17 protein-coding genes and 3 pseudogenes are annotated in these 17,573 nt (G+C 65.2%); 12 read left to right on the forward strand and 8 right to left on the reverse strand.

All coding sequences use genetic code 11. The features are described 5' to 3' along the window. Nucleotides 1-110: 110 nt before the first annotated feature. Nucleotides 111-1,259, forward strand: coding sequence for a hypothetical protein (locus BM345_RS24310; protein ID WP_093384874.1), 1,149 nt, complete (start codon nucleotides 111-113; stop codon nucleotides 1,257-1,259). A gap of 142 nt (nucleotides 1,260-1,401) precedes the next feature. Continuing rightward, nucleotides 1,402-1,659, forward strand: a complete 258-nt coding sequence (locus BM345_RS24315; protein ID WP_093384877.1) for a hypothetical protein — start codon at nucleotides 1,402-1,404, stop codon at nucleotides 1,657-1,659. Between the two features lie 229 nt (nucleotides 1,660-1,888). Here BM345_RS24315 and BM345_RS24320 read toward each other — a convergent pair whose 3' ends face one another. Next, nucleotides 1,889-2,275 (reverse strand): hypothetical protein, encoded by a 387-nt coding sequence (locus tag BM345_RS24320; RefSeq protein WP_093385098.1) that lies wholly within the window; start codon nucleotides 2,273-2,275, stop codon nucleotides 1,889-1,891. Nucleotides 2,276-2,447: 172 nt separating this feature from the next. On the opposite strand from BM345_RS24320, the gene BM345_RS24325 reads away from it, so the two are divergent. After that, the gene (locus tag BM345_RS24325; RefSeq protein ID WP_093384879.1) at nucleotides 2,448-3,146 is read left to right on the forward strand and encodes a DUF3047 domain-containing protein; all 699 of its coding nucleotides are present in this window, start codon (nucleotides 2,448-2,450) and stop codon (nucleotides 3,144-3,146) included. 482 nt (nucleotides 3,147-3,628) lie between these two features. After that, nucleotides 3,629-3,955 (forward strand): hypothetical protein, encoded by a 327-nt coding sequence (locus tag BM345_RS29855; protein ID WP_175545133.1) that lies wholly within the window; start codon nucleotides 3,629-3,631, stop codon nucleotides 3,953-3,955. Between the two features lie 36 nt (nucleotides 3,956-3,991). Here the strand turns inward: BM345_RS29855 and BM345_RS24330 are convergent. After that, a pseudogene (locus BM345_RS24330) lies at nucleotides 3,992-4,261 on the reverse strand (SAF domain-containing protein); the annotation flags it as partial. Between the two features lie 56 nt (nucleotides 4,262-4,317). Between BM345_RS24330 and BM345_RS29860 the strand changes: the two are divergent. The 6 genes and pseudogenes from BM345_RS29860 to BM345_RS24350 form a co-directional block, all read left to right on the forward strand. After that, nucleotides 4,318-4,458: pseudogene (locus BM345_RS29860) on the forward strand (STAS domain-containing protein); the annotation flags it as partial. A 304-nt stretch (nucleotides 4,459-4,762) separates the two neighbouring features. Beyond that, nucleotides 4,763-5,557, forward strand: coding sequence for a sulfite exporter TauE/SafE family protein (locus BM345_RS24335; protein ID WP_093384882.1), 795 nt, complete (start codon nucleotides 4,763-4,765; stop codon nucleotides 5,555-5,557). Between the two features lie 137 nt (nucleotides 5,558-5,694). Continuing rightward, nucleotides 5,695-6,231, forward strand: a complete 537-nt coding sequence (locus tag BM345_RS30670) for a Clp protease/crotonase-like domain-containing protein (RefSeq protein WP_254789976.1) — start codon at nucleotides 5,695-5,697, stop codon at nucleotides 6,229-6,231. Continuing rightward, the gene (locus BM345_RS30675; RefSeq protein ID WP_254789978.1) at nucleotides 6,228-7,175 is read left to right on the forward strand and encodes an NfeD family protein; all 948 of its coding nucleotides are present in this window, start codon (nucleotides 6,228-6,230) and stop codon (nucleotides 7,173-7,175) included. The genes BM345_RS30670 and BM345_RS30675 overlap by 4 nt, the downstream gene beginning before the upstream one ends. Continuing rightward, nucleotides 7,172-7,945, forward strand: a complete 774-nt coding sequence (locus tag BM345_RS24345) for a slipin family protein (protein WP_093384885.1) — start codon at nucleotides 7,172-7,174, stop codon at nucleotides 7,943-7,945. The genes BM345_RS30675 and BM345_RS24345 overlap by 4 nt, the downstream gene beginning before the upstream one ends. Before the next feature lie 99 nt (nucleotides 7,946-8,044). Continuing rightward, nucleotides 8,045-9,289 (forward strand): NAD(P)-binding domain-containing protein, encoded by a 1,245-nt coding sequence (locus tag BM345_RS24350; protein ID WP_093384888.1) that lies wholly within the window; start codon nucleotides 8,045-8,047, stop codon nucleotides 9,287-9,289. A 405-nt stretch (nucleotides 9,290-9,694) separates the two neighbouring features. Here BM345_RS24350 and BM345_RS24355 read toward each other — a convergent pair whose 3' ends face one another. Both BM345_RS24355 and BM345_RS24360 read right to left on the reverse strand, forming a co-directional pair. Beyond that, nucleotides 9,695-10,405, reverse strand: a complete 711-nt coding sequence (locus BM345_RS24355) for a YebC/PmpR family DNA-binding transcriptional regulator (protein ID WP_093384890.1) — start codon at nucleotides 10,403-10,405, stop codon at nucleotides 9,695-9,697. A gap of 383 nt (nucleotides 10,406-10,788) precedes the next feature. After that, nucleotides 10,789-12,042 (reverse strand): SGNH/GDSL hydrolase family protein, encoded by a 1,254-nt coding sequence (locus BM345_RS24360; protein WP_254789980.1) that lies wholly within the window; start codon nucleotides 12,040-12,042, stop codon nucleotides 10,789-10,791. A gap of 100 nt (nucleotides 12,043-12,142) precedes the next feature. Here BM345_RS24360 and BM345_RS24365 point away from each other — a divergent pair, with 100 nt between their 5' ends. Next, nucleotides 12,143-13,024 carry a LysR family transcriptional regulator gene (locus BM345_RS24365; protein WP_093384893.1) on the forward strand — a complete coding sequence of 294 codons (882 nt, stop codon included), beginning with the start codon at nucleotides 12,143-12,145 and terminating at the stop codon, nucleotides 13,022-13,024. Between the two features lie 211 nt (nucleotides 13,025-13,235). Here the strand turns inward: BM345_RS24365 and BM345_RS24370 are convergent, their stop codons facing one another. Then, entirely contained in the window at nucleotides 13,236-13,709 is a 474-nt protein-coding gene (locus tag BM345_RS24370) for an ASCH domain-containing protein (protein WP_093385104.1), read from the reverse strand. 416 nt (nucleotides 13,710-14,125) lie between these two features. Between BM345_RS24370 and BM345_RS30680 the strand changes: the two are divergent. Then, a pseudogene (locus tag BM345_RS30680) lies at nucleotides 14,126-14,253 on the forward strand (acyl-CoA thioesterase); the annotation flags it as partial. 157 nt (nucleotides 14,254-14,410) lie between these two features. Here BM345_RS30680 and BM345_RS24380 read toward each other — a convergent pair. The 3 genes from BM345_RS24380 to BM345_RS24390 are packed head-to-tail and all read right to left on the reverse strand — an operon-like array spanning nucleotide 14,411 to nucleotide 17,500. Next, on the reverse strand, nucleotides 14,411-15,370 hold the full coding sequence (locus tag BM345_RS24380) for a Bug family tripartite tricarboxylate transporter substrate binding protein (protein ID WP_093384898.1): 960 nt from the start codon (nucleotides 15,368-15,370) through the stop codon (nucleotides 14,411-14,413). Nucleotides 15,371-15,422: 52 nt separating this feature from the next. After that, complete coding sequence (locus BM345_RS24385) at nucleotides 15,423-16,406, reverse strand: Bug family tripartite tricarboxylate transporter substrate binding protein (protein ID WP_093384900.1); 984 nt, start codon at nucleotides 16,404-16,406, stop codon at nucleotides 15,423-15,425. 41 nt (nucleotides 16,407-16,447) lie between these two features. Continuing rightward, nucleotides 16,448-17,500 carry a lactonase family protein gene (locus BM345_RS24390; RefSeq protein ID WP_093385106.1) on the reverse strand — a complete coding sequence of 351 codons (1,053 nt, stop codon included), beginning with the start codon at nucleotides 17,498-17,500 and terminating at the stop codon, nucleotides 16,448-16,450. Between the last annotated feature and the right edge of the window lie 73 nt (nucleotides 17,501-17,573).

Below are 17,573 nucleotides of genomic sequence, written 5' to 3' on the forward strand. Positions count from 1 at the left end.
CACTAAAAGCAGCAGGTTAGGGTTCTTACGTGGGTCAGATTTAGATGGAAATCGCCGGGGTTAGTGGGTCACTTCTAGATGGAAATCAACAGTCCGTCGTCTGGAGCAGGATGATCGTCCATGGCGCCAACCCTTTCGCGATCCCCTTCCCGCAGGGGCTGGCGAGCGATCTCCCCTTGAACCACGACTCGTTCTCCATGACGTACGGGCCGCTGTGGGCCTTGATCTCCTCGGCCGTCGTGCTCGCAACCAGCGGCGTACCGTGGGCCAGTTGGTTGATTCTGAAGTTGATCCTGGCGGCGTCCTGGATTGCCTGTCTGCTGCTCACCGGGAAGCTGACGACCCCCTGGCCGGCCTGGCGCAGGTGCATGGCCATCGCGGTCGTCGGCTGGCTGCCCCTCGGTGTCCACAGCAGCGTTGCCGAGGGGCACAACGACGTGACCATGATCGCTGCCGCGCTGCTCTGGATGGCCCTCCTGGGTTCACAATTGGCAGCTGGCCCGCTCATGCTGGCCATGTCCGTGCTGACAAAGTACGTGACCGCGCCCCTTGCACTGGCCGACGCCATCTACCACCGGGGCGCACGAATGTTGTCCGTCGCGCAGTATGTGCGGCGCGTGCTTCCGGCCATTGTCATCATGGCCGTGGCCGGCCTGTTCCTGTTCCGGTCGCTCAGCGGCTTGCAGCAGACGGCGTCGATGGTGGAGTGGAAATTCCTGCGGCCCGTGGACGCGCTGCTGATTCTGGAACACCTCTGGGGAGTACAGATTCCGGGCGCATCCTTCGCGTTCATGCTGCTGTTCGTCGGCATTGCCGCGATCGAAATCTACCGGCTTTGGAAAGACACCACTTCCGAGAATCTGGCCCGCGCCCAACTCGCCGTGCTCACGGCCGTTCTGATGGGCGCGGTAGGCCACGTGTTCTGCTGGTTCTTCGTCTGGTGCATTGTGTACGCGGCCCTGGCCCCGCGTTTCTGGCTTTCCTGGTTCATCGTTGGTGCTGCAGTCATCGCGCCGTTCAGCGTCGTTCCGCGACTGCTGGCACGCGGTAGCGGCGAGCTCCTCGGCAATGCAGTTCCTTCTCTCCTGATGTATGGATTCGCAGTGGGGATGGTGTTGCTGTACCTGCGATTCGGGTGGCACAGTGAAGCGCCCTTGCGCTTTTCCTTCGACAGGGAGCGCAGTCCGGATGCGGTCGAGCCCCGGGTCTGCGTGGTCCGCGCCGAAGCCTCCGTCGAAGCGACCGACAGGGCCGCATAGCCGCGACGGCGGCTTTCACCGCGCCAAGAATGGGCACGCGAACGTCCCGCTACCAGCGAAACGTCGCCCCGATCATCGGACCGTTGAAGTTAGTGTCCTCAAGGTTCGCGGGCGCAGGAGCCGAAAGAGCGAGAATTGCAGCATGGCTACTGCAAAGTCCTTCGAGACCATCGACTACAAGCTCTTCCCCTCGCCACGCAACGTGCATCGGATGGTGTTCGAACACCAGGTGTTCGTGCCGCAGCCGTATGCGCTCATCGACCTCCCGAGCTATGACCTGCGTGGCCGCTACAGCCTCTTCGCCGCATGCCGGCTGTCGGACGGCAAGATGGGTCAACTCGTGACCCTGGAACAGCCGGATGACGTCGCCAGGTTCAAGGCAAGGTTCGTTCCGGACTAGGCTTTCCGGCAAGACGGCTTTCGCGCCAGTCCTGCAGATAGCTGGTCACAAGCCGCGACTTCGCATTCACTGACGGGGCCGCTGGGCAGATGTCGCGCGAGGAAATGCTCATGCATGTTCTACAGCACTGGCCAAGACCAGCCTCTGGAGTACATCATCCCCGGTTCGGCGAGAGGTTGACCAGGAATCCATCTGCAGGTCACGAAAGATGATGGCGAAGGTCCGCGCGTCAACTCAGGCGTTTCCATTGCGGCAAGCAATGCCGTGCCAGCGCAGTCACCCATGACGGCTCCGAGGGGTCGAAGGCCAGGCCGAACCCGGGGCTGACCAGGAAGCCGGCGCGCTCGAACGCCGCCGGGTCGTGGGCGCGGACGAAGGCGGCGAGGCAGGCGAAGGGAACGGCCAGGTTGCCGATGCTCAGCACTTCGGCCTGCAGCGTGATCTCCTCCAGGCGGCCGCAGTCCTGGAAGCGGTACACCACGTCGCCGTAGTCCATCTCGTTCAGGCCGACGTCGTTGCGCAGCGCGCGCCAGGGCTCACCGCGGTCGCGCAACAAGGCCTCTTTCGAGAGTGCGAACGGCGTGTCGTCCACACGTTCAAAGGGATCGAGCTTCATCTCGGGCATTGCCACGCGAAGGGCCGCGCCGGCACCTTGAAGTACGCGAACCGCCCGCCCTTGGGGTCGGCCGCCCTTGCGCCGATCGGTTGAGTCGGTACATTGTGGCCACCACTTTGCGACGATCGAACCCGCCTTGACTATCTCGCGCATATTCCCCTGGCTCCTGGCGATGTCTTGCATTTCGGCCGCCGCCGCCGCCCCGGACGCGGGCGAGGCATGCCAGGCACGCGATCTCGCTTTCGATGCCAAGGCTGCAGGCTGGTCTGCCGTGCCCCTGTCCAGGCTCAAGCGAGACACCGAATACAGCGTGGCACAAGAAAACGGCCGCGCCGTGCTCAGGGCCGTGGCAGACCGATCGGCCTCCCTCTACGTGGCACGGCTGCAAGCCGCGCAGCGCACGCCGATGACGATCCATTGGGATTGGATGACCGACGCCCTGGTGCCGGGCGCCGACAACCGGGACAAGACCAAGGAGGACGCGCCGCTGCGCGTACTGGTGGCCTTCGACGGAGACGTCGCCACGCTGCCCGAGGTGGAGCGCAAGCGCTTCAGCCGGGCAAAGAACCTGGCCCGTCGCGACCTGCCTTACGCGGTGCTCATGTACATCTGGTCCGACCATGTCCCCGTGGGCACGGTGATTCCTTCCGCGCATACGAGCCAGGTGAAGATGATGGTGGTGGCCTCGGGGCCCGGTGGCCTGGGCCGCTGGCAGTCTGTGCAGCGCAACGTGGCCGACGACTACAGGAAGGCCTGGGGCACCGAGCCGGGGCCGGTGCTGGGGGTCGCGGTGATGACGGACACGGACAACACCGGCGCCCAGGCAACTGGAAACTACGCCGGCATCCGGATCAGTTGCGGCAGCCCCTGAGCGGGGCTCTCGCGCCCGTCAGTTGCAGTGAATGAACTTGCCGACGGACTGGCATGGCCGTCCTTCCGGGCTCACGAGCCTGGAACCTTCCCCGGTGCTGTTGTATCGATTGCCCTGGCTGTCCCAGCAGCCGCCGGCATTGCAGGTGCCCATGGGCACCGGCGGCGGGCTGGATTGCGGCACTGCGGGTTGCGCCGTCCGGTTCTCGGCTCGCGCCGGCTTCCCGTCGATCGCCGCACCGTCGGCGGGGCGGCCAATCTGCACGGGTGGGACTGCGATCGGTGCCCCCGCGCCTGACCCCGCAATCGGGACCTGGGCAGCGGCGCCCGTGATGGCGAGCAACCCGACGAGGAAGAGGAGTGGTCGAATCATTCCTGATACATCGGAGGCATGGCTTTTGGACGTGCAAGCGAGTCGGAGGTTCATCGCGATCCGCGAAGAATGGCGTCGCGACTTTCCGCGGCGCTCCATCCTGCACGCCCGTGCACCGCTTTCCTACTCGACTGGGAGCAAAACACGCGCGCCTGTGCGCGCTCCCGCGGGATAAGTTGGCAGCGTCGATCTACATCCTGGGTCATTCCATGCGCGCAATTCGCTCTGCCTCTTTCGTCATCGCCGTCCCACTGATGCTCGTCGCCTGCGGCTCATCCGGGCCCCGTTACGCCAAACAGGGCGTCGGCGAGGAAGACGCAAAGACGGCCATGTCCGAATGCGAATACCAGATCCGGCTCAACAAGACACCGAAGGGTGAGCAGGACGAACTGCGCAACCTGTGCATGCAGGGCAAGGGCTACCGCGCCGGCAAATGAGGCAGGAGGGGCCTCGACAACACGAGCCTCCTCTCTTCAATTAGCCGGCACCTGCAACTTCTCCAGTTGCTGGCGCAGTCGATAGGCGCCTGTCGACGTGTCGATTGCCACGTCACTCCAACTGAGGCTCTGCCCTTCCTTCACCGGCCGTACGAGCTTGATGCCGTGGGCCAGGCCCAGCGGCGCGCCGCCGATGCGAAGGGAGGTCTCGGCTGGCAGCAGCTTGCCCCAGACCGTGTAGCCGCCTTCGCCGTCCAGCATCTCGCCCGCCTGCAGGTCGCGCTTGGCAGTGGCCACGACGTCGGCGCAATGGCGGGCGCCGGCCTGCTGATCATCTATGGCTTGCCACGGCTGACGACCATCGCATCGACCTCAGCGACGCCCATTTCTGGGACATCACCGCAGTGAACGCCCTGGACAAGATCTGCCAGCGCCTTCGCAAGCACGGCAGCACCGTGGAGGTCGTCGGCATGAGCGAGCACAGTCGCGCCCTGGTCTCCAGGCTGGACCGGGCATCGAATAGGTTGTGCCGTAGAGGCGGCGCGGCCAATTGCGCTGGAGCAAGTGGACTGGAACGCCCAGGTCGTGCGCGGCAATCAACTGGAGCACACCGTCCGGCAACTCGGGCAGCAGCCCGGCAGGCTCTGTTCGCGGGCGGCGTGAAGCTTCCGATGGCGTTGGCGGAGCTTGGCTTGATCGACGAGTACGAGTTCATCGAAACCGATCGGCAAGGGTGTGTCGCCGGGCATCTGCGCATCCGCGCACCGGCGCACCGAAGCGCAGGCCCGATCGCTTCATACTCCGGGGATGACCTGGATAGCGATCTACTTTGCCGTTGGCGCCTTTATCGGCTTTCTGGCCGGCTTGCTCGGAATTGGCGGCGGCATGACGCTGGTGCCCGTGCTGGCGTCGATGTTCGCTGCGCAAAAATTCGCGCCGGACCACGTGGTGCATCTCGCCTTGGGAACGGGCATGGCGTCCATCATGTTCACCTCCAGTGCGAGCGTGCGCGCACATCATCGCTTGGGCGGCGTGGACTGGTCCCTGGTCCGCCGCGTGGGTCCGGCGATGGTCGTCGGGACCCTGCTGTCCACTGCGCTTTCGGCGTGGATTCCTCAGCGCGCGCTCGCATTGGCCTTCAGCGCGATCGTGTTCGCGGGTGCGACGCAGATCCTGCTCGGTCGGAAGCCATCGGCTGCGCGGACCTTGCCTGGCACGCCGGTGCTGATCGCGATCGGGGTCGTCATCGGCGTGATCTGCGGCCTTGTTTCAGCGGGTGGCGCCTTCCTCACCGTGCCGTTCATGCTGTTCTGCGGTGTTTCCATCACCACCGCGATCGGCACTGGCGCCGCGCTCGGCGTTCCGGTGGCCGTGATGGGCACGCTCGGGTATGTGTTCAGCGGCTGGAATGTCCCTGGTCTTCCGCCTCTGGCCGTCGGATTCGTGTATGCCCCCGCGCTCGTCGGCATTGTGGCCGGCAGCGTGCTGACGGCACCCATCGGCGCCCGGACTGCCCATCGACTGCCCCTGGGCATCCTTCGGCGGGTCTTCGCCTGCCTGCTGTACGCACTGGCAACGAAGATGTTGTGGACCTACTTGTAAGGTTCAAGCCGGCCGAAACCGCTCGTTGACACGGTCGCCTTCCCCATCGGCCTGGCGTAACACCTGCCTCGACGCTGGAATCCCCGGCCCGGCAGCGACGCGCCTGTGGCAGGTGTAGGCTGCCCGCGGAGGCTGCCGTGACGATCCGCTTGTGCTTCCTGGGTGCGCTGCTGGCGCTGTTGCTGCCATGGGGTGCCGCTGCGCCACAGCAGCGGCAGCAGGGACAGCAACAAGACAGCAGCCTTGCTGCCTCACCCCCGGTTCTGGTGCTGCAGATCGACGGCGCCATCGGCCCCGTCGCCGTGGATCGGGTGCAGCGCACCCTGGACCGCGCCGCACGCGAGCAGGCTCGGCTGGTGGTGCTGGAGATCAACACACCGGGTGGACTGGACACCGCGATGCGCAGCATCGTCCAGGCCATCCTGGCCTCGCCGGTGCCGGTGGCCGGCTACGTGGCACCGCCAGGTGCCCGCGCTGCCAGCGCCGGCACCTACATCCTCTACGCCTGCCATGTCGCAGCGATGGCACCGGCCACGAACCTCGGGCCGCGACCCCGGTCGCTGTCGGAATACCAGGCGTCGGCCCGGACAAGGAGCCCAGGGATGGCAAGGACGCCAAGGAGGGCAAGGACAGCGCCACCGGTCCCGCCGCCGACAAATCGCAGGACACGATGAGCGCCAAGCGGGTGCAGGACGCCAGCGCCTATCTGCGCAGCCTGGCGCAGCTGCGCGGCCGCGACGCGGCATGGGCCGATCAGGCGGTGAAGGAATCCGCCAGCCTGGCGGCCCCCGAGGCGCTGGCGCGCAAGGTCGTCGACCTGGTGGCGGCCGATCGCACCGACTTGCTGCGCCAGCTCGATGGGCGTGAAGTTCGCCTGGGCGGCGCCGGCAAGCCCGAGGGGCCCGCCGTGAAGCTGGCCACCACCCAGGCCCCGGTGCTGGTGATGGAACTCAATTGGCGCGACCGGCTGCTCGGCGCATTGAGCGATCCGAGCCTGGCGCTCCTCCTGATGATGGTGGGCATCTACGGCCTGGTGTTCGAGTTCATGAACCCGGGTTTCGTCGCGCCGGGCGTGATCGGCGGCGTGTGCCTGCTGCTGGCCCTGTGGGGGCTCCAGATGCTGCCGATCAACTACACCGGCCTGGCGCTGCTCCTTCTGGGCATCGCCTTCTTCGTGGCGGAGGCCTTCGTGCCCAGCTATGGCGCGCTGGGCCTGGGCGGCATTGCTGCCTTCGTGTTCGGCGCGCTGCTGCTGATCGACAGCGAACTGCCCGGGTTCGGCGTACCGCTGCCTTTTGTGGCGACGCTTGCCGGGCTCTTCGCCCTGGCCCTTGTCGCGCTGATCCGAATGGCCGTCAAGGCGCACGCTCGACCGGTGGTGACCGGCGCTCCGCAACTGTTCGGCACGCATGCAGTGGTGATCGAGTTCGACCCCCGGGACGGCGAAGGCTGGGCCCTGCTGAACGGCGAACGCTGGTGCATTCACGCCGGCCAGCCGCTGGCGCCGGGCCAGATCGTTCGAGTCGTGCGCATGGACGGGCTGCGCCTGGAGGTGCAACCCATCGTTGGCGCGGACGCGGCTTCCCAACAACAGCAACAACCAGCGAGCGCACCATGACCCACCTGATCGTCCCGCCCCTGCTCATCCTGCTGCTGGTGCTGCTGGCAGCCAGCTCGCTACGCATCCTGCGCGAGTACGAGCGCGGCGTGGTGTTTCAGCTGGGCCGCTTCTGGCGCGTGAAAGGACCGGGCCTGGTGATCCTCGTTCCCGGCATCCAGCAGATGGTGCGAATCGATCTGCGCATCGTGACCCTGGACGTTCCTTCGCAGGACGTGATCTCGCGCGACAACGTCACGCTCAAGGTCAACGCCGTGCTGTACTTCAAGGTGGTCGTTCCGGAGCGGGCAGTCATCCAGGTGGAACACTACCTGGCAGCCACCAGCCAGCTGGCACAGACCACGCTGCGCGCGGTGCTGGGCAAGCACACGCTGGACGAAATGCTGTCCGAGCGCGAACGGCTCAACCTCGACCTGCAGAAGATCCTCGACAGCCAGACCGACGCCTGGGGCATCAAGGTGACCAATGTCGAGATCAAGCACGTGGACCTGAATGACTCCATGATCCGGGCCATCGCCCGCCAGGCAGAAGCCGAGCGCGAGCGGCGCGCCAAGGTGATCCATGCCGAAGGAGAATTGCAGGCTTCCGAGAAGCTCGCCCAGGCGGCGCAGGTCCTCGCACGCGAGCCGCAGGCGCTGCAGCTGCGCTACCTGGAGACGCTCACGGTGATCGCGGCCGACAAGAACTCCACCATCGTCTTCCCGCTGCCGCTGGACATCGTCGGCCCGCTGCTGGACGTGCTGCGAAGGAGCCCCCCGCCGGCGGCGTGAGTCGACCTGGTCCGGGGCAACGTGCGCACCCGCACGCTGCGCGCATACTCCGCCGGGGCGCAGCCAACGCCCGCTGTCGCAAGGTTCCGGGGGTTCTCCATGTCCGTTGAGCAAGTCGAAACCGTCGTGATCGGTGGTGGCCAGGCTGGCCTGGCGATGAGCTACCACCTGAGCCGCCTGGGCTGCGAACACCTCGTGCTCGAGCGCGGACAGCTGGCGGAGCGCTGGCGCAGCGAGCGCTGGGATTCGCTGCACTTCCAGTCGCCCAACTGGAACATGAACCTTCCGGGCTGGCCCGGCATGACGGCCGACCCGCTCGCCGACCCCGATGCCTTCTCGCCACTGCGCGAGGTGACCGACTACATCGAGCGCTACGCAGCGGCCATCCGCGCGCCCGTGCGAACCCAGTGCGCAGCGCTTTCGCTTGCGCGCAAGCCGGGGTCGGGCGAGTTGCAAGTGCAGACCGACGGCACTCTTTTCGTCGCACGCAACGTCGTCGTGGCGACGGGCCCTTACCAGGTGCCGCGGGCGACAGCGTCATTGGGCGCGGGCGTGTTCGAGCTTCATTCGACCGGGTACCGCAATCCGGGGCAGCTGCCATCGGGCGCCGTGCTCGTGGTCGGCGCCGGGAACTCCGGCGTGCAGATTGCCGAGGAGTTGTGCCGCGCCGGCCGGCGCGTGTTCCTGTCCGTCAGCTCGCACGAGCGGATCCGGCGCAGCTATCGCGGCAAGGACTGCATCTGGTGGCTGATCGCAACGGGCTCGGCCGATTCAACGCTTCGCGAGTGGAAGGGCGCCCGCCTGTCCCGCCTGATGACCGGCGTGAACGGCGGGCATGACATCGACCTGCGCCAGTTGGCCGCCGACGGCGTCGTGCTGCTCGGGCGCGTCAGGGCCGCCCGGGACGGCAGGATCGAGATTGCCGACGACCTTGCTGCCAGCGTCGCTCATGGCGACGAATCGCTGCAGGCGTTCACACTTCGGTGCGACGAGGTGGTTCGGGCGCAGCAACTGGATGTGGAACCTGCGGAGGATTCGCCGGAAGACCCCTTGCCGGATCCGCCGGAACTCAAGGAGCCCATCCGCACCCTCGATCTCGCTCGCGAAGGTATCGGCGCTGTGATCTGGGCCAACGGTGCACACGCGGAGTTCAGCTGGATCGACCTTCCTGTATTCGGCGAATCACCTGCGTCCAAGAGAACACCTGTGCATGAGCGCGGCGTGACCTCCGAAGCCGGTCTCTACTTCCTGGGCTTGCCTTGGCTCCACAAGTGGAAGTCGGGCTTCTTGTTCGGGGCGGATGAGGATGCGGGCTACCTGGCGGGGCGGATCGTCTTGCGGTAGAGGCAAAGTCTCATGGTGAGGCAGGGGGCTGGCCCGCTCGGACGCGTGCAGCAGTACGCTGCACCTGCTCCGCCCACTCCTGCGCGCGCGCCTCGCTGAGAAATCCGGACTCGATGAGGGCGCCGAAGTAGTGCTCCCGAATCAGCGAAAGCCATCGAGGGTTGTCTGACGTACGCATCCATTGGCGATGGATCGCACTGTCCGGGTGAAGTGTCGCAAGCACCTCGCGTGCAGGCCCCAGGCGCCCGAGACGGTGCCTGACATTCGGTCCGGGCTGGGGCGTCGTCTCGGGCGAGGAACGTGCTTGGCAGCATTGTCGGCGTCGATCGTCCGGGTCCCTTGCGACAACCACGACTAGACATGCCAGCATGCAGGTGACTAGCAGCTTCGGGGGGACGTCGGCGACTACCCTGAAAGGCCCACGAACACGTTCTGCACGTCGTCGTTCGCATCGATGGCGGCCAGGAAGGTCTCGACCTCTTCCAACGCCTCAGCGCTCAGGCTGCTCGGATCGATCGGATTCTTGGCCTTGTAGCCCAGCTTCGCCGAAAGCACGCGGAAGCCCTGCGCCGGCAGCGCCCGGCTAACCAGGTCGAGATCGACCGGGTCGGTCAGGAAAACCGTGACCCCCTCCTCACCGCGCTCGAAATCCTGTGCACCCGCCTCGATGGCGGCAACTTCAGGGTCGGCCCCTGCTTGCTGCGGTTCGGCCTCGATCATGCCGAGATGGTCGAAATCCCAGGCAACCGAACCTGAAGCGCCTAACTGGCCCTTGCGGAACAGCACGCGCATTTCCGGCGCGGTACGGTTCACGTTGTCGGTCAGGCATTCGACCATCACCGGCACCCGGTGCGGCGCGAAGCCTTCGTAGACCACATGCTCGAAATGCACCGACTCGCCGGTCAGGCCGGCGCCCTTCTTGATGGCTCGCTCCAGCGTGTCCTTGGGCATCGAGACCTTGCGCGCCTGCTCAACCACCAGCCGCAGCCGAGCATTCGATGCCGGATCTGCCCCATTGCGGGCGGCGATCATGATTTCCTTCGCAAGCTTCCCGAACAAGCGTCCCCGGGCATTGGCCGCCAGGTCCTTGTGCTTGGCTTTCCATTGCGCGCCCATGTGTGATGTTCCTTAGGTTCCGGCATTGCCACTGGCTGAGGATTCTGCCGTAGGCCCGACGGACCACGAAACAAAAACGCCTACAGATCCCAGGCGGGACAGATCGGCGAATCGCTCCCGGTGGAACTGAACGCCACTTCTGTTCCGCCGGCGTGCGCCCGCTTTGTAGCGAGAGCAGCCGATAGAGAGGGCAGGGCGCAACTGCTGGATCTTCCAAGACTTGGCTTAGGTTGCGCTCGCGGCAAGGTTGCGGACAGCGTCTATGGCTTGGGGATCCTCGATCCGCTGAGAAACCGCGAAGGCAAGGGTGTCGGATGCTCTCGGTCGACGACCTCGCCTGCGACCATGGCGCGAGCCCTCAAGATCATTCGGCAGATACTTCGTTAACTGCCGCCGAGCAGGCCTTGGAGATCAATCAGTTCCGCCATCGCTTTGTAGCCCGCATCGTTGGGATGCAAATGATCGCCGGAGTCGTAGGCCTCGCGCATCCGGCTCGGGCGGCTTTCGTCGCGCAGCAACCGGTCGAAGTCGGCCACCCCGTCAAAGGTGCCAGAGGTGCGGATCCACTGGTTGAGTGCGTTGCGCAGTGCATCCTTCTGGCGACTGTAGTGGCCTTCGAACGGCGTCCCTTTCAGCGCGTCTTCGAAAGGCGGCAAGGTCGCGCCGATCACCCGCACACCGCGCACGTGCGCTTGCGCAACGAACTGGCGAAAGCCTTGCGTCAGCTCATCGAGGTCCGGCAACGCCTCGCCGGGCGCGAAGGCCGCGCCGGGCCAGCCGATGTCGTTCGTTCCGAGCAGGGCGACCACCCCTCGCACGCCCGTCTGCTGGAGCGCGTCGCGCTCGAGGCGCGCCATGGCGCTCTCGCCCATGCCGGGCCGCAGAAGGCGATTGCCCGAGATGCCGGCATTGAGCACGGCGACGCCGTGCGATTGCATGCGACGGGCCAGGAAGTCTGGCCAGCGGTGGTCGGCACCCGGCGTGGAGCCGTTGCCATCGGTGATCGAGTCCCCCAGCGTCACGACCGTGGCCGGTTCGCGGCTGGACTCGACCTGCACGGCCGAGAGGAATGCGCGGGTACCGAGCGCCTGGCCCTGGGCCGGACCGACCTTTCCGGCGACGTTGCCGGTCAGCAGGGTCGAGAGATCCCGCGCATCCCAGTGAAAGCCGCCGATGCGTGCAGCGCCTGGAAGGTAGATGTCCACCTTCAGGCGGGATCCATCCCGCACCTGGAGGTCAATGGGGTCGCTCAAAGCCTTCGCGCCGGCCGCCACGAAGACTCCGTGCGCGCCCTGGAAAAGGACGTCAGCGCCGACGGGATGGCCCTCGACTGCGACGTGCACGGCGCCGACCTTGAGCGGCTGGCCGCTGTACTCGTTGCTGATCACGAGCCTGATGCGCTCGCCGCCGAGGCTCACGCGCAGGTGCTGGCGCAGCGTGGAGTCCTTCAGTTCCTCGGCCATTCCAAGGGGCAGGGCGAAGTCCTTGTCCCATGTGGGCTCGGCGGGGGCGATCCAACTGGTCGTCCAGTGCTTGCGCTGGGCTTGGTCGGTCGGTCGCACCGCTTGTGCCGAGCTCATGGCCGCGCAGACGGCGAGCGCTGCGCCGAGTGCGAAATGAGTCACGCGTGTCGTCATGAAGTTCACCTTGGATGTATCGGTCGCCTCACTGTCGATGATTCCAACTTTGATGTGAAGGCGGCAAAATGGAAGACGACCTCAAAGAAACTGGAATGACGTGGATCGATTGAAAGCAATGGGCGCTTTCGTGCGGGCCGTTGAACTGGGCAGCATCTCCGCGGTGGCCCGGGAGATGGGCACGACGCAGCCCACCGTGAGCAAGCTCGTCGCCGCCCTGGAAGGCTCGGTTGGCGTTCGGCTTCTCGAGCGCAGCAGTTTCCGGGTGCTGCCCACGGACGAAGGTGTGCGCTTTCTGGTCAGCGCAAAGCAACTGCTGGAGGCCTACGACGAGGCCGTATCCGACCTTGGTGATCGGGTGCGAACGCCCCGCGGCCCCGTACGCGTCGCAGCCCCCGTTGCATTGGGCGAATTGCGCCTGAACAGCCTCATGCTGCAGGCCTTGGAGGAATTTCCACTGCTGCAGATCGAGCTGGTGCTGGAAGATCGTTTCGTCGACCCCGTGGAGGAACGCATCGACCTTGCGGTTCGCATCGGAGGCGCTTTGCCGCCTGACCTCGTCGCCCGGCAGTTGGCGATCTGGCCGCGCTACCTGGTCGCCACGCGCGAGTACCTGAAGCAGCATGGGCGCCCGAGGCGCCCAGAGGACTTGGCCAAACACCGCTACCTCCGATACGGCGGGCGCGATGACGCCGTGGTCCTCACAGGGCGTGCCGGGGACGTGAGCGTCGTCATCTCGAGCCGCTATCGGGTCAACAGCGCGGTGGCCTTGCTGCAGGCCGTTCAGTCAAGCGCCGGAATTGCGTTGCAGCCGAGCTGGATGGTCAATGAGCTTCTGCGCGACGGGTCGCTCGTGCGCGTACTACCGCAATGGACGGGTCCTTCCCAGACGGCGCATCTGGTTCATGCGCCGCGACGCAGGCAGCCGATGCGCGTGCAAGCCGTCATGGCGCTGCTTCTCGCTCACATGCCGAACTGGTGAGGGGACCCGATCGCGGTGCCCGTCGGCTCAGGCATCCGGCACGTGGCGAACGTCGCTGTCTATACGGCGTGTTCATGTCTAACCGGGCGCACCCGGGGTTTGGCTGCTTGCCCTTCCGAAAGGCGACATTAGCGGGTGGTTTTCTGAGCTTCCGCTGGTGGCCGACTGAAGCCGGCCGAGGCACTTGACTGGCGCCTTGAGGCATCCGCATTCAAGTGCCGCCTCTGAACAGGACGCGGAATCGCTCGCACGCAACAGGCATGACCAGACTTGGCTCTCGGCCCAAGCGCATGCACTCGCGGCCAAAGTAAGCCCAGTGAACGCGCCGCCAATACGCGAGCGTCCCGTCGCCTTCCCCCTCGCAGGCCGCGAATTCGGTACTGACCTGCTCGAATGTTGAGACCTCGACCTCCCGGGTCTCTATCACACACGCCGGCCTTCCATCCCAGTCGGTGACGACGCTGAGAGCGCCCGGCTTGGGTAGCGGGCGTTTGTCGTTCTCGAAGGACCAGACCAGGCTGGCTGTTGCCCGCTTTCCGCCCGCGAGTACGAGGGTCGCAAGTGCATTGGCGTCAGATTCGTTGTCGGCGAAATGGAACGCTTCGTAGAACCGGTCGGAGCAATCGGCTCCGACCTCAGCGCAGAAGGCTGCCCAGAACGTCGAGATGCTTGGAGGAATGCTCATGGTCATCCTGTCGGGCGGGCAATCCAGGCAGTGAGGACTAGAGGCCAGCCCGCACAAGATTCTGAACCCGACCCATGCCAGAAGTGCCCCGTTCCATAGACTGCATGGTAGACGGGTAGTCCGTCCTTTGTTCCGAAAAGGTTCGACAGCCCCTGAACCAGAGGCGAAGCGCCTTTGCCCACCGGGATAACCTGCGTCTGACTAGCCAGCCCGAGAAGCAAGCAGAGATGCGAGAACTCCGCTGCAACCTAAAATTTCAAGGCATTCCCGTTGAGCCGTGAACGGCCAGGAGCAGTCTTTCAGCTCAGGGCCCCCGATGTCCGGTGACTGGCGTTAAGCAGTCTCAAGATAGGGACCCGTTCTGCAGGAATGTGCTCCAAGCGGATATTGACGGCCGTGGAGACCATTCTCAGGCAGTCGCGTACGCCTGCGCGGCACCGTACTCGGCATGCTGCGCCGTCACGATGTCTGTCGATCAGGTTGTTCTTCGCCAGCCGATCCAGCTGGGCGAGTTCGTGGCATTCCTCGAGCGGTGAACCACACAGTCCATCCAAGGACCATGAGCCGTCCGACGTCTTTCTAGTCGACAGCCGCGCGGCGGCTGAACGAACTTGGGAGCAGGATCTGACGCAGGGCGCGCGAGCTGGTGTGCATGAGCATTTGCAAAAGGCGAAGTTGCGCTCCCTGCCAGTCGAAATGCTTTAGATCATTCCGGCCTTGGTCATGGTGGCACGCAAGCCTGCAAATTCGTCTTCCACGAACTTGCTGAACTCGTCGCCAGTCAGCAACGCGGGTGTCCACCCGTTCTGTTCAACGGCTTGCTGCCAGGCTTTCGTCTTGGTCGCCTTCACGATGCCCTCGATGAGCGCCGTGCGCTGCGCCGGGGTGATGTCTGGAGCGCCGTGGACACCACGCCAGTTGCCGATCACGACGTTCAGGCCCTGTTCTTTGAGGGTTGGTGCGTCGACGCCCTTCAAGCGCGCATCGGAGGTCACTGCGATGGCGCGCATCTTGCCGGCCTTGATGTATTCGCCAAACTCGGTGTAGCCGCTTCCGCCCACCGTGACGTTGCCCCCGAGGATGGAGGCGACGGCCTCACCGCCGCCCCGGAACGCGACATAGTTCACTTTGGTGGGTTCGATGCCAGCTTCCCGCGCGATCATGACCGCGGCGATGTGCTCCGTCGTCCCACGCGAGCCGCCGGCCCATTTGACGCTGCCAGGGTCCTTCTTCATCTGATCGACCACATCCTTCATCGTCTTGATGGGCGAGTCGGTTGGCACTACGAACACCTGGTATTCGCTCATGAGTCGCACCAGCGGCGTGGCCGCCTGCAACTGCGAAGCTTGCTTGCTGGCGATGATGCCGCCTACCATTGTTGCGCCGGTCATGATGATCGCGTTCGGATCCTTCTTGGTGCTGTTGACGAACTGCGCCAAGCCAATCGTCCCGGAGGCGCCGCCCTTGTTTTCGTAGTTGACCGACGAGGCGAACCCGGCCTCCTGCATGGCTTTGCCCAGAGCCCGGGCGGTCGTGTCCCAGCCTCCTCCAGGGTTGGCGGGGATCATCGTCTTGATGTCGGCGGCGGCCCAGGCTGACAGGGGAAGCGCACCGGTGACCGATAGCGCTGCGAGAGATTTCAGGAATGTGCTGCGATGCATGTTGTCTCCTTGGGTTGAGCGAGGTTGTGGCAAGAGCGGCCTGCAAGGCCTCTCAGTTTTCCGGGGTGATCTTTGCGGCTTCGACGATACGGGCGTACTGCACCGACTCGGCCTTGATGAACGTGCGGAACTGATCGATGGTCATGGGTGCGGGCTCGCCGCCCTGATCGTTCAACTTTTTCGCCAGAGCGGGGTCACGCAGCGCCTGCGTCACTGCGGCGTTGAGCTTCTGCTGCACATCTGGCGGTGTTTTGGCAGGCGCGAACAGTCCGAACCAGTTGTCCAGGTTGTAGGCAGCCATCGGCTTGTACTCGGCAATGCTCGGAACTTCAGGCGCAAAGCTGGCGCGCTTGGCCGACGTCACGGCCAGCGCCTTCAGCCGGCCGCCCTTGATGAACGGCGCCGCGCCGGCCATGCTGACAAAACTCAGGTCGACGTTGCCACCAGCGACGTCGACGAGTTGTCCGGCTGAACCCTTGTAAGGAATGTGATTCATCTGGATACCGGCCAGCGAATTGAACAGCTCGCCATTCAGGTGCTGCGGGTTCCCCACGCCACTGGTCGCGTACGACACCTTGCCCGGGTTCTTCTTCGCGTAGGCAATCAACTCCTCGACGTTCTTGACCGGCAGCGCCGAGTTAGCCACCAGCACATTCGGCACCCGCGTGACCAACGTGATCGGCGCCAGATCCTTCTCAGGCGCGTATTGCATGCGACCCTTGTAGACGAAAGGGTTGATTGCTGTTTCACCGGCCGAGCCGAGCAGCAGCGTGTAGCCATCAGGTGCGGCCTTGACCACCGCCTGCGCGCCCAGCATGCCGCTGGCACCCGGCTTGTTGTCGATCACGATCGTCTGCTTGAGTGTGGTGCGCAACTGTTCGGCCAACAGACGCGCAATGTTGTCCACGCCACCGCCAGCCGAAAACGGGACGACGATGGTGATGGTCTTGGCGGGATAGTCGGCGCCCTGCGCAAAGGTCGAGGTCGTTGCGGCAGCGGCGAGGCCGAGTGCGAGGATGGAGCGTTTGAAAGTCATGAGAGGTCCTTGAACGGTTCGGATGGGAGAGGCGGTGCCCCTCAGGCGGAGAACACCATGCACACCGGGCTGCCGGAGCTCACCCGGGCCCCGGTTGGTTCGAGCAGTCCGGTCTTCGAATCCACTGCGAGCGTTTCGATCGAGTCGCTGTCCTCGTTGAGAGCAAACATGAAGCGCCCGTCGGGCGCCAGCGCGAAGAAGCGCGGGGTCTTGCCCGAGGTCTGCTGCGCGCCCTGGAAGCTCAGGCGTCCAGTCGCGCTGTCGATGGCGAACACGGCGACGCAGTCGTAGCCCCTGTTGGAGGCGTAGAGGAAGCGGCCGCTGGCGTCGACCTCGATCTCGGATGCCCGGCTGTTGCCGATGAAGCTGTCCGGCAGCGACGAGACGATCTGGAAGGCGTCGAGCGCACCGGTGCTTGCGTCGAAGCGGTAGGCGGTGACGGTGGAATCGAGTTCGTTCACGACGTAGGCCCATGGCGACTTCGGATGGAAGGCCAGGTGGCGCGGCCCGGCCGTCTCGCGTGTGACCGCGAAGGCCTTTTCCGCCGGCACGAGTTGCCCCTGCTCGAACCGGAAGCTGAAAACGCGGTCCAGGCCCTTGTCGGGCACCACCACGAATCGTCCGGACGGATCGAAGGGATTGAAGTGCGGCTTGGCCTGCTTCTGCTCGGCGCGGTGGGGGCCGATCGGGCCCTCGAGCTTCACCAGTTGAGTCAGCGGCGCGAGCGTGCCGTCGGCATTGACCGGCACCACCGCCAGGCTGGCGCCGATGTGGTTGGAGATGACCAGGTAGCGGCCGCTCGGGTCGAAGGCCAGGTGCACGGGGTTCTTGCCCTGCGTGCTCTGCCGGTTGAGGAAGTCCAGGCGGCCCGTCTGGCGATCGACCTTGAAGGCACTGACTTCGCTCTCGTCGCCGTGCACGGTGTAGAGGAAGTTGCCGTCGCGGCTGAGCGCCAGGAAGGACGGGTTGACCAGCCCCTTCTCGATGCCGACGAGTTGCAGCGTTCCGCGCTCGGGATCGAAGCGGAAGATGCTGATGCCCTCGCCGCGCGCGTTTCTTTCCTTGGTGGTTCGGCTGCCGACATAGGCGTACATGGGAAATCCTTTGGAAGCGGTAGAGGTGGTCGCAGGCGTGGCGCCGAGCCCGGCGCAACCGGCCAATACGCCC

This window comes from Variovorax sp. OV329 (genome assembly GCF_900114785.1).
Classification (GTDB): Bacteria; Pseudomonadota; Gammaproteobacteria; order Burkholderiales; family Burkholderiaceae_C; genus Variovorax.